Raw genomic sequence first — 14,909 nt, 5'->3', positions numbered from 1 at the left:
CTTCTATTTATCCCTTAACACAGAATTTATTTCATTAATGTCTATGTGATTTTCTAAAAATTGTTTTTCTTTCTTTCTCAATTCCATCATCCAACTATTAATCACTACTTCTGCTTTATCCCCTAAAGCATCTTGCATCGCTTGAAAAACAGGTGAATGTTGTTTATCAGCATACAATTGAATTTCTTTTTGAAGACGATTTCCACCTAATACGTATGTGATAAATGGCTTCCAATGTGATAAATGAAAATGATCACATGTTTTTTGAAGGAGCGCAGACTCAATCGTTACTACGCTTTTCATTATGTCATCCGTCGTTTCATGCGCTTTTTGGTATAACATAATTTTGTGTTCATTTATCTCTTTAATTCCTTCAGCAAGTGCACGAATTAAAACAATATCACGATTCATAGACAATAAATAATAATATAGTCCACTATAGTAATCGCCTGCAAGTACTGTTAATTGACGACATTTATGCGATTCAATCGCTTCCTCGCCTGCTTTATTTGATACCTTTTCATGCGTATCAAGCGCAATTTGCACAAGCATAATCGTTACTACGTAATGCTCAATTTGTTCTATATGTAAGTTTGCACTCTTTAAAGCACCATATAACAATGCTATCTTTTCTTCATCAATAAATGGTTCTTCAATATAGTTTATAAAATAAGGATGGCGTAATTTCTCCATCAATTTCTCTTTTATACCCGCATACCCTCCGTAGATGTCACACACAAAAAATCACCCTTGTTTTCTAATTCATAAAACTTATTATAACACATACACTCTATTTTCTATAACCAAAACTTGGCTACACCTACCATTCATGTAAGCAATTTTTCTAATCTCACTCTGTCTAGCTAAAACTATATCATTTATTTACTAAAAAAAAAAAGAAAAGCAGTTTCCCGCTTTTCTTTACTTCGTTTTAATAAACGATAAAATTTCACTGCGCGCTGCAGCATCATTTTCAAGCACACCACGCACTGCTGTCGTTACTGTTTTCGCACCTGGTTTTTTCACACCACGCATCGTCATACACATATGTTCTGCTTCTACTACTACCATTACACCATGAGGCTCTAATACTTCCATAATAGAGTTCGCTACTGTTGATGTAATACGTTCTTGCAGTTGTGGACGACGTGCAATTGTATCTACAGTACGAGCTAATTTACTTAACCCTGTCACCTTTCCACCTTGCGGAATATATGCAACGTGAGCAACTCCATAGAATGGAACTAAATGATGCTCACACATCGAATAAAATGGTATATCTTTTACTAGTACAAGCTCTTCGTGATCTTCTCCGAATACTTTATGCAAATGCTCTTTCGGATCTTCATGCATACCTGAGAACACTTCTGCGTACATTTTTGCAACACGCTTTGGTGTATCAAGTACTCCCTCACGATTTGGATCATCCCCAATCGCCTCTAAAATAAGGCGTACTGCATGTTCAATTTGTTCTAAATTAACTTTTGCCATCCGCTAGCCCTCCCGAAAACCTAAAAGTGATACGAACACATTCTAGCATATTTATGTTTTTAAAAGCAAAAAGAAGAGTTCCCAAAAAGGAAACTCTTCTTCCCTGTTAATATGTAAGGATTATTTAACCGCATCTTTTAACGCTTTACCAGGTTTGAATGCAGGTACTTTACTTGCAGCGATTTCAATCTCCTCACCTGTTTGTGGGTTACGACCTTTACGAGCCGCACGCTCACGAACTTCGAAGTTACCGAATCCGATCAGTTGTACTTTATCACCTTGTTTTAAAGCTTCTAAGATAGAATCAAAAACAGCGTCTACTGCTTTTGTTGCGTCCTTTTTAGAAAGGGAACTTGCTTCTGCAACAGCATTGATTAAATCTGTCTTGTTCATGCCATTCACCTCCTCCCAAAGATAAGACTGTATAATGATCATAAAATGAGTCTTACTTTCATTTGTAGGCAATTTTTACAAATTCTATACTACAAAGATGTAGATAAATCATTATCAACGCCTATATTATACGATTCTCCTTTATAATTCAATATTTTTAAGGAAATTGTTACTGTGAAAATGTGAAAATCTGATGAAACTTGACAATTTACAACAATGTATTAGATAATGACTGTTTATTTTTCTATTTTATAATCAAAAAAAAACAAAAAATCCCTCTACAATGAGAGGGATTTTTCTTATAGTATAATCGCAATTAATCCGCCAGATCCTTCATTAATAATTCTTTCTAGCGTTTCTTTTAATTTATATCTAGCGTTTTCTGGCATTAAGGATAATTTCGCTTGAATTCCTTCTCGAACAATTGAGCTAAGCGAACGTCCAAATATATCAGAATTCCAAATTGATAACGGGTCATCTTCAAAATCTTGCATTAAATAACGAACTAATTCTTCACTTTGCTTTTCAGTACCAATGATCGGTTCAAACGTTGACTCTACATCTACTTTAATCATATGAATGGATGGCGCTACCGCTTTTAACTTCACACCAAACCTTGAACCGTGACGAATAATTTCTGGCTCATCTAAGCTCATATCTGCTAGCGCAGGCGCTGCTACACCATATCCTGTTTGTTTAACCATACGCAGTGCGTCTGCGACTTGGTCGTATTCTGTTTTCGCATGAGATAAATCGAGCATAAGCTTCAATAAATGATCTTTCCCCCGAATTTCTACCCCTACTACTTCTTTTAAAATCTGATCATATAATTCATCTGGCGCATATAAATCAATCTCCGCCACACCTTGCCCCATATCAATGCCAGCTAAGCTCGCTCGATCAATAAATTCATATTGACTAAACTGCCAAACAACCCGATCCACATCACGAAGACGTTTTATATCCTTCACAGTTTCTTGAACTGCTTCTTGATAACTTTGACGCAACCAATGCCCTTCATTTAGCACCATTACCCAGCTCGGAAGGTTCACATTCACTTCTAATACAGGGAATTCAAATAGCGCTTCACGAAGTACATTATATACATCTGTTTCTCTTAAACTCTCCACACTCATTGCAATAACCGGGATATCATATTCTTCTGATAAACTTTGGCGTAATTGCTCTGTATCTGGATGATACGGCTGTACCGTATTAATTATCATAATGAAAGGTTTTCCTACTTCTTTCAATTCATTTACAACGCGTTCTTCTGCCTCTATATAATCTCTTCTTGGAATTTCACCAATTGTTCCATCTGTTGTAATTACAACACCAATTGTTGAATGTTCTTGAATTACTTTACGCGTGCCGATTTCTGCAGCTTCATGGAATGGAATAGGTTCTTCATACCAAGGGGTATTAATCATGCGCGGGCCATTCTCATCTTCATAGCCCTTCGCTCCTGGAACCGTATATCCAACACAATCTACTAATCGAATATTCACTTCAAGTCCTTCATCTACTTCGATAGAAACCGCTTGGTTTGGAACAAACTTCGGTTCCGTCGTCATAATTGTACGACCAGCAGCACTTTGAGGCAATTCATCCTGCGCTCTTTGACGGTCAGACTCATTCTCAATATTTGGAATAACTACAAGTTCCATAAATTTTTTAATGAATGTTGATTTCCCTGTTCGAACAGCTCCTACAACTCCAAAATAAATATCACCGCCTGTTCGTTCTGCAATATCTTTAAAAATATCTACCTTTTCCAAGTGATTCCCTCCCTCAAAATTTTTGGGAATAATTCCGCGTTTATAGTCAACTAATACCTTCTCTAACGTTGCCTATAATATCTGATATAATATAATGGTATTCTAGAAGTTCGGACAATATATCATATAATTTTGTCCAATTTCATATGACTATTAAAAAATATCTTTTGTTTGCATCGTAAGTTGTATAACATAAAAAACCTTTCTTCTAGAACTTATTCACTAAAAGAAAGGTTCATGACTTATGATTTTAAAAAAATTGGTTCTCCGTCCTTTACTGTGTACGGTAAAGAATAAGCTGGTACAAACGGGGAACCTTTCGAAAGTATATTTCGAATATCTTCTCCCTCCGTAAACTGCCCTTCATTTTTTTTCAAAGCGTCATATAAGTCGATTCTATAATCAACAAAAACTTCTCCTTTTTCATTAATTACAAAAGGAAGTCCTTTACCAGAATATGGACTTGTCACTTGTGGCACATCTTTATATCCTAGTTTTTTAAAATCCAATTCATATACACCATCTGAAATTACTTTTTTAAAAGGTGGATATTGATGTTCATCACGATACATCCTAAGCTTTAAAGATAGTTCCTGAATTTGTTCAGCCATCCTAACATCAATTAACTTTACTGTTGGATTTGTTTCAACGTCTATTAATACGTATTGATATACTCCTCCACTTTCATATGCATTCCCTGGTGCTTCTTGTATGTAACGCGGGGCAATCTGTTGAAAGTCGATTGGATACTTTTGATAAATAGGTGTACTCATATCCCTCGTCTTAATTGGCAATATCCCATCATTTTGCTCCTTAAATGTCACAACAGCTTTTTGAACAACCTGTAGCTGATCTTCATAAGGAACCGCATTTTGCTTCATATTTTCTTTCGGATACAGACACCCCGTTAAAAGGCTCATACAACAAAATATTAAAATAATATGGACTTTTTTCACTAGCATCACCTTTTCATACTAATATAACTTGCTCCGTATGTAGTATTTTCGAGACCATTCCATTTACTGCTGTACAGGTCCACTAAATACAACAAGAAAAATAACAATTCCTGACACAACCATAAGGGTGTACGCTACTAACGCTGTAATCCCTTTCAAAAATTTATTCTGTATTTTATGTCTACTTAATAAAATAAAACTTACTGCAAAAAACATAAATCCAATTGCCCCTAAAGCCAACCACATTTTCATAAGCCCTTCTGACATATACACACCCCTTTTTATTAATCTATTTTTATACTATTTTAACAAATTAAAATCTTTAAACAAATACAAAAAGAACATTTTACTACAAATTACGAATATGTAACTTTAATCAATAGGTTTTTCAGCATTTTCCACTAATCTAGATAAAAATAAAACCGAAGCGATTGTATCTCTCGCTTCGGTTGACCAAATATGCCCAAAAACAGCTCTATTCCCATTCTTTCATGGCTATCATATGCAATCTACAAACTCTTTGTTTCTCATAATTTATTTTTTAAACATTTTGCTTAACGAGCCAAAATCTGCTGGCATATTATTATTAATAATCGCTTTTACAATTTGATCCTCTTGCTCTTTCGGCACTTCACGTCCCGCCATAAGAGCCACTTGATGAATTAATTGACGAAGTACAGTTTCATCACGTAAATTCGCATTTTGCACGGATGACGCTAATTTAAAAATATCCTCTTTATTTACTTTCGCTTCCTTCTCAATATTATTAAAAATGTTATTATCCATTCTTTTCACCCTCTCCTCAAGTTACTCTTCATCCTATGCAAAAATAAAAAAATGGTGAAAAGACCCATAAAATAAAAAAGCGACAGAAGTACAAATGTACTTCTGTCGCTTTTCTTTACAGTAAGTCAGGTATAGCTTCCACTTCATGTTTTCGAACACGTCCCATCAATGAGCCTACCGCATCTTTTACGTTATTCCCATTGAACAGCACGTCATATAAAGCAGCTGTAATCGGCATTTCAACTTCCATTTTCTCTGCCAATTCATGAGCAGCTTTCGTTGTTCTTACACCTTCTACAACCATACCCATGCTTTCTAACACTTCTTCTAAAGAATGTCCTTTTCCAAGCATATTTCCAGCGCGCCAATTTCGGCTATGAACACTTGTACAAGTTACAATTAAGTCTCCCATACCGGTTAGACCAGCAAACGTTAACGGATTCCCGCCCATTTTTCTTCCTAAACGAGCAATCTCTGTTAAACCACGTGTCATCAATGCCGCTTTTGCATTATCACCTAATCCAAGACCATCAGTTATACCAGCAGCTAATGCGATAATATTTTTTAACGCACCACCAAGTTCAACTCCAACGATATCTGGATTTGTGTATACACGGAAATAACTATTCATAAATAAATCTTGTACTTCCTCAGCCGCTTCCATACGCTTTGCTGCAGACGTAACTGTTGTCGCTTGTCGTAAACCAACTTCTTCAGCATGACTCGGTCCAGACAATACAACAACATCTTTAATTAAGTTCTCTGGAATTTCTTCCTCGATCACTTCCGAAATACGTTTTGACGTACCAGGTTCAATCCCTTTACTCGCATGAATCCAAGTAATCGGTTCTGTAACAATTTCTTTCATCTCTTGTAATACATCTCTGTACGCTTTCGTCGGTACTACTAGCAGTACTGTATTTACATCTACTAATGCTTCTTCTAAAGAAGAGTAGGCTACGATTGTGCTTGGCAATGTAATGCCTGGGAGATATCGACTATTCTCATGTTTCGTATTCATTTCATCCATAAGTTCTGAGCGATTTCCCCAAATACGTACATCATGTCCATTGTCAGCTAATACCATCGCTAACGCTGTTCCCCAGCTACCTGCTCCTACTACTGTGATTTTTGTCATAAAATCACATCCTCTCCATTAGTCTCTTGCTCGAGCAATAATGTGAATCGGCGTTCCTACAAAACCGAACGCTTCACGTAAACGATTCTTTAAGAAGCGCTCATATGAAAAGTGCATTAATTCCGTATCGTTTACAAACACAACAAATGTCGGTGGTTTTACCGCAACCTGTGTCGCATAGAAGATTTTCAGACGGCTACCATTATGAGTCGGTGTTGGATTCATCGCTACCGCATCCATAATTACATCGTTTAATACGTTTGTTTGTACACGGATACTATGGCTTTCATTTACCTCATTGATAACCGGTAATAACGTTTGTGTACGTTTTTTCGTTTTTGCAGATAAGAATACAATCGGTGCATAATCCAAGAATTGGAAATGAGCACGAATATTTTCTTCAAATGCTTTCATTGTTTTTTCATCTTTTTTCACTGCATCCCATTTGTTTACAACGATAATAACAGCTCGTCCTGAATCATGAGCATATCCAGCGATTTTTTTATCTTGCTCAATAATTCCTTCTTCTCCGTCTAAAACAACTAAAACAACGTCAGAACGTTCAATCGCTCTAAGTGCACGAAGTACACTATACTTTTCTGTACTTTCATATACTTTTCCTTTTTTACGCATACCAGCTGTATCAATGATTACATAATCTTGATCATCTTTACTATATGGTGTATCGACAGCATCACGCGTCGTTCCTGCGATATTACTTACAATTACACGTTCTTGACCAAGAAGTGCATTTACAAGCGATGATTTCCCTACATTTGGACGTCCAATTAAAGAGAAACGGATTGTTTCATCGTCATACGCCTCTTCTTCAATCTTTGGAAAATGATTTGCAGCTTCATCTAACAAATCACCAAGTCCTAAACCGTGTGTACCTGAAATCGGGAATGGCTCGCCAAATCCTAATGAATAAAAATCATAAATATCACTACGCATTTCTGGATTATCAACCTTATTTACCGCAAGTACAATTGGTTTTTTAGAACGATACAAAATTTTAGCAACTTCTTCATCCGCTGCAGTTACACCATCGCGACCATTCGTCATAAAAATGATAACATCTGCTTCATCAATCGCAACTTCCGCCTGTTGACGAATTTGTGTCAAGAACGGCTCGTCTCCAATATCAATTCCACCTGTATCAATAATGTTAAACTCATGATTTAACCATTCTCCCGCACTATAAATACGGTCTCGAGTTATACCTGGGATATCTTCTACGATTGAAACTCTTTCTCCAACTATTCTATTGAAAATAGTAGATTTTCCTACGTTCGGGCGGCCTACTATTGCTATTACTGGTTTCGGCATATACTTTCATCCTTTCAACTTGCTTCTGTTTATTATGTAAAAAACCCTTCTTTGTGCAAGAAGGGATTTGCATTCCAGAATATTTCTCAACGTATCAAAACACCTCACATTATAACACACGTTCCTAATGTTTCACAATAATATATACATTCTCTTGTAAGCGATGCGCAATACCATCTAAAATTGCCTCTAAATTATTTGCAACAAATTCTAGTTCCTCCATCGACTCACAAACAAATAAAGGAGCACCACCTGCAAATTTTTCTGGCGCTGTTGTAATAACTGCCAGGATAACGCTTTCTAACATCATCTCTTATCTCCCCTTCCTTTCGGGGCTTCCGATGACATATGGACGGCACTTTCTAACGTTGGTACATTTCCTATAACACTTATCGCTTTCTCTGCATCTTGATCTTGCGGTAAGACAAAAATTCCAACCCTACCATCCTCTAAATCACGCTTTGCTAACGGTACAAGCGCTGGTGTACCAGAATCTCTATAAATCCCTAGCGCCACCGAAACATCGTGTAAAACAGCTTGCCGTTGCCCTAAATTTGAGATTGTCACCATCGCATCAATTGATTTCGGTTTTAAAATAAACCCCATGCCATATTTCATAATCTCTTCTTGCCTCGCCGGCAATCCAATATTCATAATATAAATATTATCAATATACAGTCCTGCCCCTTCAAAACGAAGGGGCACGTGCTCAATTTCAACAAGATCATGTAGCCTTTTTCCAGACATTAATTTTTTCGCAATAAAAAATGCGATTATAGCCATAATTACTCCCGCAATCCATGAACGGAACCCTATATACGCAAATGTCGTTGCAAACGACGTTAACATCGCCAAATAGTTGCGACTTTCAAAAACCAATGCAATTCCTTCAATATATGTATTTCCACGCGGTACGAGCTCATATCCATCTAATTGTTGAAGCGTGTTTCTTTCCATATTACGTACATCACGAAATTGTGTTGCCGCTAACGTAAGAAATGTAATGGCAGAAAAATCTTTTTTCAAAATAGACGGGATTGCAATCGCTCCTAAAGCAGCTGCAATTAACCCCATTGCAATATGAATAATTTTCCCATGCAGCCTCGTCGGATATTGCCGCGTATCCGTCCGAAGCATTAACACTCTTGTAACTGTCCCCGCTATTACGCCGCATAAAATGGCTGATGTATATTCAGTCATGCATTACCCTCGCCTTTCTTTTACGTGTTTTTCTCTTAAACTGTTCCATGTATACTGATGCTTTTGCAATCCAAAACAATACTGCCATGAATAATGTAGAAACGGCGACGATATCAAAAAATGCTAAACTACCGTAATCATATGGAAAATTCAATTTCCGAAAAATAAATGTCACTAGCAACTCTCCTTGTAACATCCCTACATATAGGGAACATAATCGTAATATGCGATCCCCATGCAATAACACCGATGCATACACAAGAGCACTACTTAGCAGAAACACTCTATCCACCACAATCCAAATCGGATCATATATTTCTAACAAATGAAAACTTGTATATAACATTGCAATAATAAGTGCCGAAAGTAAGCTATATAATTTTTTCCAAACAGAATATAGCGTAATTCCTATAAAAGAAATAATACAAAGTAGAAGAGCATTTACTGATACCACGAATGAGGCAATCGTTACATGTAACGGAGAGCAAATTATAAAAATCATTATACAAGCGCCTAACTTCCACCGAATAGGGTCCTTTTTCATAAAAAAGGTTACGATGATCCACCCTATCCAAGCTACAAAATAAAAAGTACTTCCATCCATCAACTTCACCTCCTATGTTTTCCATTATGGGAACTTTTTATGAAAGTTAATCCACTTTATTTACGCATAGTTTTTTCTTATAACAGCAACACTTTTAACAAGGAGGTGTTATTTATTATGGGTAAAGATCGCCAAGAACGAAAACTACGAGAATCACGCCGCGTTGAATCTGATCGTAATCAATCACTACAATATCCAGGTGCAACTGGACTTGATACACCAGAGCAGGCTCGAAAACAAAACCAGCACTAATTAATACAAAAAGACGGTTTCGATGTTGTACGAAACCGTCTTTTGCATAATCATTTTAATGATTTTTATTTATATTGAAATAATATTTTGTTTACTATATCCTCCTATCACTTCTTTTACCCCCACCTATTTCCCTTATAAAAGCAAGTCCTCTCAAAAATCCAGTAACTAATCATCTTCATTTTTTAACCTTTTTTCAATTACAATTTTTATAAAATACCAATTCCATTCTCCACTTTATATTACGAGAAAGAAAAGAAAACAAAAAATCAACCGAACGGTTGATTTTTTATCTCCTACTATAATGCGCAGTATCAATACCACGCTGCATTAACCAATGATATGTTTCACCTTTTACAACAAGAGGTACAGATTGCAACTCTTCTATCGTCTTCGCACCAAGAGCTGTCATAATAAATTTCAAATCTGTATGTAGAAGCTCAATTTCATCCACTAATTTCTCGATACCATCTTGCATTAAAATACGTAAAAAGTAACCAGCAAACGCAGTTGTATTCGCCCCTAATGCGATTGCTTTCGCTACGTCAAGCGCTGTCTGTATACCCCCTGATGCAATAAAAGAGAGGTTATTATTTGTAGAGGTTGCTTCAATAATCGAGGTTGCTGTTTGTATGCCCCAGTTATTAAAATAAGAAAGCATTCGCTGTCTTCTTTCATTTTCAACAGCAGCAAAATTCGTACCACCTTGCCCACCAATATCAATTGCCGTTACACCTACGTTCGCTAACTGTTGCATTGTTTCCTTACTCATCCCAAATCCAACTTCTTTTACAATGACAGGAACTTTACTATTTAAAACAATTTTCTCAATACGCTGAAGTACGCCAGTAAAATCACGGTCTCCTTCTGGCATCGTTAACTCTTGTATGACATTTAAATGAATTTGCAATGCATTCGCTTCAATCATATCAACGGCACGCTCTGCCTGCTCGATAGTTGCCTCACTACCTAAATTAGCAAAGAAAATACCATTTGGGTTTACCTTTCTGATCACCTTATAAGAAGCAGCCTCACTTTCATCTTTTAACGCCGCCATTTGCGAACCTACAGCCATAGCAAGGTTATGTTGTTTCGCTACATATGCTAATTGCTCATTGATATGTAACGTTTTCTCTCCTCCACCACCAGTCATCGCATTGATAAAAATCGGCGAACTTAGTGAAAGTTCGCCGATTTTTGTTTCACATGTTATTGTGTCATAATTTGAATTTGGCAAGCTTTGATGCACAAAATCAATATCATGAAAGCCATGCGTACGAGACTGACCAGTAGAAAGAGCGTATTCAATATGATCTAATTTACGTTTTGCCCTTACCACTTGTACCCCTCATTATTTCTTTAATTTTTTCAGTTGTTCACCAATAATATCACTTAATTGGAAAGTAGCAGAATCAGCATTTGGCTCATACTGACTATAATCTTCAATTACATTATTTTCCTCAAGCGCTTCTTTTATACTTAAAGAAATACGTTTCTCTGCTGCGTGAACTTCAAGTACTTTCACTTTTACTTCTTGTCCCATTTCCAATACTTCATTTGGATTTTTCACGTGACGATTTGCAATTTGAGATACGTGTACAAGTCCTTCAACGCCAGGTAAAATCTCAACGAATGCACCAAATGTAACAAGGCGTTTTACTACGCCCTCACGAATATCTCCAGCTTTTATTTCGCCAGCAACGTTTTCCCAAGGTCCTGGTTGAGCTGCTTTAATCGATAAAGAAATACGTTGTGTATCAGCATCAACAGATAACACCTTTACCTTAACCTTTTGACCTTGCTCTAAAACTTCAGAAGGTTGCTCTACACGTTCGTGTGAAATTTGTGAAATGTGAACTAAACCGTCCACGCCACCAACGTTAACGAAAGCACCAAAGTCAGTTAATCGTTGCACTGTTCCTTCAACAACGTCCCCTTCTTTTAATGAAGAAATTGCTTCTTTTTTCTTAGAATCTAGTTCTAATTCTACTACCGCTTTATGCGAAAGGATTACACGATTTTTTTCACGGTCTAATTCAACAATTTTCACCGCTAACGTTTTACCTTTATAGTCAGTAAAGTCTTCTACATAATGTACTTCTACAAGTGAAGCTGGGATAAAACCGCGAACCCCAAGATCCACAACTAATCCGCCATTCACAATATCTTTTACAGTAACATCAAACACATGACCAGAAGTAAATTTCTCTTGTAATTCTACCCATGCTTTTTCTGCATCAACAGCACGTTTAGACAAGACAAGATCATCTTCTTCTAATTTAATAATTTTCAACTCTAGTGTTTGATCTAATTCTACAACATCGCTTGCTTTTTCAATATGAACGTTAGCTAATTCACTAATTGGAATTACGCCATCTGTTTTGTATCCAACATTTACAAGCACTTGTTTCTCTTCAACTTTCGTTACAGAACCTGTAACAACGTCACCAACTTGTAATTCTTTTGAATCCATAACTTCTTCATTCATTTTCTCTACCATGGAAATACCTCCCTACAGAATTGACAAAGCATTTTTTATGTATATACGAAATGAAAACAAAGTTTTCATTTGCATGTTTAAGAATTTCTCATCACATACTTTTTTCAATACCATTCATAAGAAAATATATTAAACCTATATAAATAGTATACAGCAAAACCAGCTTGAAAAAAGTATGTTTTGAAATATAATAGCGAATATATTCTGACAGTTTTATTCCTCTTTAACTAACTTCTTACAAATCAGCTCATTTGTCAAGGAAAGAGACTCACAATTCACGTATCCTTTACATTTCTATTTAAACAAAAAAGAAAGGGGATCATCCCCTTTCTTTATTTCGCAAACACTCCTGAAACAATACTCATAATTTTTTGGACAACTTCTTCAATTGATAAAGAAGTCGTATCTAATTCCAATGCATCATCAGCCTTTTTTAGTGGAGAAACTTCGCGTTCTGAATCTAATTTATCACGCTGAGCAATTTCTTCTTTTAGCTGCTCTAAATTAGAATCGAAACCTTTATTTAAATTTTCTAAATGTCTTCTTTCCGCTCTTTCTTCAACAGAAGCAAGCATAAAGATTTTCACTTCAGCATCCGGTAATACATGTGTACCAATATCACGGCCGTCCATTACAACGCCGCCTTTTTTCGCTAAATCTTGCTGACGGCGTACCATTTCTTCACGAACAAGGCGATGCTTTGCTACAATAGATACTCGATTCGTCACATCAGGTGTACGAATTACTTCAGAAACATCTTGTCCATTTAAAAATACAAGCTGTGTATTTTCTCCTTGCTGAAATTCAATATTTACATTCCTTACAACTTCCATTAACTGCTCTTCATTTTCAATATCTACTTTTTGTTCAAGGGCTGCATATGTAAGCGTACGGTACATTGCGCCTGTATCAATATAAACGTAAGAAAGTTCCTTCGCAACAACTTTTGCCACTGTACTTTTACCAGCAGCTGCTGGACCATCTATAGCAATTGAAATTCGTTTATCCATTGTAACACCTCATTTTTTCACTTATAAAACAAAACGAAAAGCAGGTGTTCACCCTGCTTCTTCTCATTTGCTTCACGTCATTAAATCCTCAATTATTGTAGCATAATCCTTCATAGAAGAAAATGAAAACTACCTATTCACCTGTAAGATTTCCGCTTTGTCTTTTACCATGACACCTTCATAATAAACAATTTTAGATAAATATTTCACTGATGACTTATGTATAAATAACAATTGCACAACAGAAAGACAAATAAATTGTATTATTAATATACGAATAAAAATTCTCTCCATCTTTTCCACCGTAATTGCTCCCTCCTATACTATATTTACACATCTCGTTTCGTAATTTTATACATCGTACATATAGCAGTTAATTTTATTGTCATTTGCGAGGCATACTTTTATACATTTCCATTGTCGAATTTACTAAAAACATGTTATGTTCTAAATGTATTTTTTACTTGAAAGGGGTATAAGAATTGAAAAGAATTCTAGTTTTACACACAGGTGGAACAATTGCAATGGAGGAGGATAAAGAAACTGGAGTCGTACAACCAGGTGAAAAAAATCCTCTTTTAAAATTCATTCCTGATTTAGAAGGCGATGTTGATTTAATCGTTGAAGATGTGTTCCATTTACCATCTCCCCATATGACACCGAGCGAAATGTTACAATTACAAGTCATCATTGATGAAAGAGTAAAACAAGACAACATTCATGGCGTAGTCATTACGCATGGTACTGATACATTAGAAGAAACAGCCTATTTCTTAGATTTAACAGTACAAGCAACTATTCCGATCGTTGTGACAGGTGCAATGCGCTCTAGCAATGAATTAGGTGCTGACGGCCTATATAACTTCTTATCAGCTGTAAAGGTTGCTAGTTGTGATGAAGCTGCAGAAAAAGGTGTTTTAGTCGTATTAAATGACGAAATTCATTGCGCTACAAATGTAACGAAAACACATACAAGTAATGTCGCAACATTCCAAAGCCCACAATACGGACCAATTGGAATGGTAACAAAACGCGGCGTTGTCTTCCATCACGCTTTAGTACATCATGAAACATATACGATAAACACAGTGTCTAAAAATGTAGTTGTTCTAAAAGCATATGCTGGCATGGATGATACATTATTAGCAGCAATCGAAAATCTTCCTGTAGACGGTATTGTTATCGAAGCGCTCGGACAAGGTAATCTACCTCCAAGAACACTTCCTAGTCTAGAACGATTATTAAATAAAGGTATTCCTGTCGTATTAGTTTCTCGCTGTTTCAACGGTATCGTTCAAGACGTATATTCGTATGAAGGTGGCGGTAAACACTTAAAAGATATGGGCGTTGTATTCACATACGGCTTAAATGCACAAAAAGCACGTATTAAATTACTTGTCGCATTAGAGAATACAAATTCTCATGAATCCATTCAAAATATGTTTATGCACGAATAAAAAGGAGTTGTCGAG

18 protein-coding genes are annotated in these 14,909 nt (G+C 36.2%); 2 read left to right on the top strand and 16 right to left on the bottom strand.

The window, feature by feature from the left end; genetic code table 11:
* Positions 1-3: 3 nt before the first annotated feature.
* The 12 genes from MR160_RS08800 to MR160_RS08745 all read right to left on the bottom strand — a co-directional run bounded on the left by MR160_RS08800 (position 4) and on the right by MR160_RS08745 (position 9,675).
* On the bottom strand, positions 4-738 hold the full coding sequence (locus MR160_RS08800; RefSeq protein ID WP_000332840.1) for a heptaprenyl diphosphate synthase component 1: 735 nt from the start codon (positions 736-738) through the stop codon (positions 4-6).
* 183 nt (positions 739-921) lie between these two features.
* Complete coding sequence (folE, locus tag MR160_RS08795; RefSeq protein WP_001151482.1) at positions 922-1,491, bottom strand: GTP cyclohydrolase I FolE; 570 nt, start codon at positions 1,489-1,491, stop codon at positions 922-924.
* Between the two features lie 120 nt (positions 1,492-1,611).
* Complete coding sequence (locus MR160_RS08790) at positions 1,612-1,884, bottom strand: HU family DNA-binding protein (protein WP_001043860.1); 273 nt, start codon at positions 1,882-1,884, stop codon at positions 1,612-1,614.
* 299 nt (positions 1,885-2,183) lie between these two features.
* On the bottom strand, positions 2,184-3,662 hold the full coding sequence (gene spoIVA, locus MR160_RS08785; RefSeq protein ID WP_000416521.1) for a stage IV sporulation protein A: 1,479 nt from the start codon (positions 3,660-3,662) through the stop codon (positions 2,184-2,186).
* Between the two features lie 242 nt (positions 3,663-3,904).
* Positions 3,905-4,618, bottom strand: coding sequence for a hypothetical protein (locus MR160_RS08780; protein ID WP_000755479.1), 714 nt, complete (start codon positions 4,616-4,618; stop codon positions 3,905-3,907).
* Positions 4,619-4,681: 63 nt separating this feature from the next.
* Complete coding sequence (locus MR160_RS08775; RefSeq protein WP_001289006.1) at positions 4,682-4,885, bottom strand: DUF2768 domain-containing protein; 204 nt, start codon at positions 4,883-4,885, stop codon at positions 4,682-4,684.
* A 267-nt stretch (positions 4,886-5,152) separates the two neighbouring features.
* Positions 5,153-5,404, bottom strand: coding sequence for a stage VI sporulation protein F (locus MR160_RS08770; protein ID WP_000369753.1), 252 nt, complete (start codon positions 5,402-5,404; stop codon positions 5,153-5,155).
* 115 nt (positions 5,405-5,519) lie between these two features.
* Positions 5,520-6,542: an NAD(P)H-dependent glycerol-3-phosphate dehydrogenase gene (locus MR160_RS08765; RefSeq protein ID WP_000161783.1), complete on the bottom strand. Its 1,023-nt coding sequence runs from the start codon at positions 6,540-6,542 to the stop codon at positions 5,520-5,522.
* Positions 6,543-6,560: 18 nt separating this feature from the next.
* Positions 6,561-7,871, bottom strand: a complete 1,311-nt coding sequence (der, locus tag MR160_RS08760) for a ribosome biogenesis GTPase Der (protein ID WP_001125890.1) — start codon at positions 7,869-7,871, stop codon at positions 6,561-6,563.
* A gap of 124 nt (positions 7,872-7,995) precedes the next feature.
* Positions 7,996-8,181 carry a capping complex subunit for YIEGIA gene (locus MR160_RS08755; protein ID WP_000979048.1) on the bottom strand — a complete coding sequence of 62 codons (186 nt, stop codon included), beginning with the start codon at positions 8,179-8,181 and terminating at the stop codon, positions 7,996-7,998.
* Positions 8,178-9,071, bottom strand: coding sequence for a YIEGIA family protein (locus MR160_RS08750; protein ID WP_000141605.1), 894 nt, complete (start codon positions 9,069-9,071; stop codon positions 8,178-8,180). Before MR160_RS08750 ends, MR160_RS08755 begins: the two co-directional genes overlap by 4 nt.
* Positions 9,064-9,675 (bottom strand): YphA family membrane protein, encoded by a 612-nt coding sequence (locus tag MR160_RS08745; protein WP_000349104.1) that lies wholly within the window; start codon positions 9,673-9,675, stop codon positions 9,064-9,066. The genes MR160_RS08750 and MR160_RS08745 overlap by 8 nt, the downstream gene beginning before the upstream one ends.
* Positions 9,676-9,792: 117 nt before the next feature.
* Between MR160_RS08745 and MR160_RS08740 the strand changes: the two genes are divergently transcribed.
* Positions 9,793-9,927: a YpzI family protein gene (locus MR160_RS08740; protein WP_000513902.1), complete on the top strand. Its 135-nt coding sequence runs from the start codon at positions 9,793-9,795 to the stop codon at positions 9,925-9,927.
* Positions 9,928-10,216: 289 nt separating this feature from the next.
* Here the strand turns inward: MR160_RS08740 and MR160_RS08735 are convergent, their stop codons facing one another.
* The 4 genes from MR160_RS08735 to MR160_RS08720 all read right to left on the bottom strand — a co-directional run bounded on the left by MR160_RS08735 (position 10,217) and on the right by MR160_RS08720 (position 13,740).
* Positions 10,217-11,266 carry a type 2 isopentenyl-diphosphate Delta-isomerase gene (locus tag MR160_RS08735; protein WP_000251041.1) on the bottom strand — a complete coding sequence of 350 codons (1,050 nt, stop codon included), beginning with the start codon at positions 11,264-11,266 and terminating at the stop codon, positions 10,217-10,219.
* A 12-nt stretch (positions 11,267-11,278) separates the two neighbouring features.
* The gene (gene rpsA, locus MR160_RS08730; protein ID WP_000229557.1) at positions 11,279-12,427 is read right to left on the bottom strand and encodes a 30S ribosomal protein S1; all 1,149 of its coding nucleotides are present in this window, start codon (positions 12,425-12,427) and stop codon (positions 11,279-11,281) included.
* Between the two features lie 332 nt (positions 12,428-12,759).
* Positions 12,760-13,437: a (d)CMP kinase gene (gene cmk, locus MR160_RS08725; protein WP_000361254.1), complete on the bottom strand. Its 678-nt coding sequence runs from the start codon at positions 13,435-13,437 to the stop codon at positions 12,760-12,762.
* 129 nt (positions 13,438-13,566) lie between these two features.
* Complete coding sequence (locus tag MR160_RS08720) at positions 13,567-13,740, bottom strand: YpfB family protein (protein ID WP_000413849.1); 174 nt, start codon at positions 13,738-13,740, stop codon at positions 13,567-13,569.
* Positions 13,741-13,919: 179 nt separating this feature from the next.
* Here MR160_RS08720 and ansA point away from each other — a divergent pair, with 179 nt between their 5' ends.
* On the top strand, positions 13,920-14,894 hold the full coding sequence (ansA, locus tag MR160_RS08715) for an asparaginase (protein ID WP_000822011.1): 975 nt from the start codon (positions 13,920-13,922) through the stop codon (positions 14,892-14,894).
* Positions 14,895-14,909: the final 15 nt, after the last annotated feature.

The sequence above is a fragment of the Bacillus cereus group sp. BfR-BA-01382 genome, from assembly GCF_022663475.1.
In the GTDB taxonomy this organism is placed as follows: Bacteria; Bacillota; Bacilli; order Bacillales; family Bacillaceae_G; genus Bacillus_A; species Bacillus_A thuringiensis_S.
The sequence above is the reverse complement of the archived record's forward strand: the minus strand, read 5'-3'. Positions and strand labels throughout refer to the sequence as shown.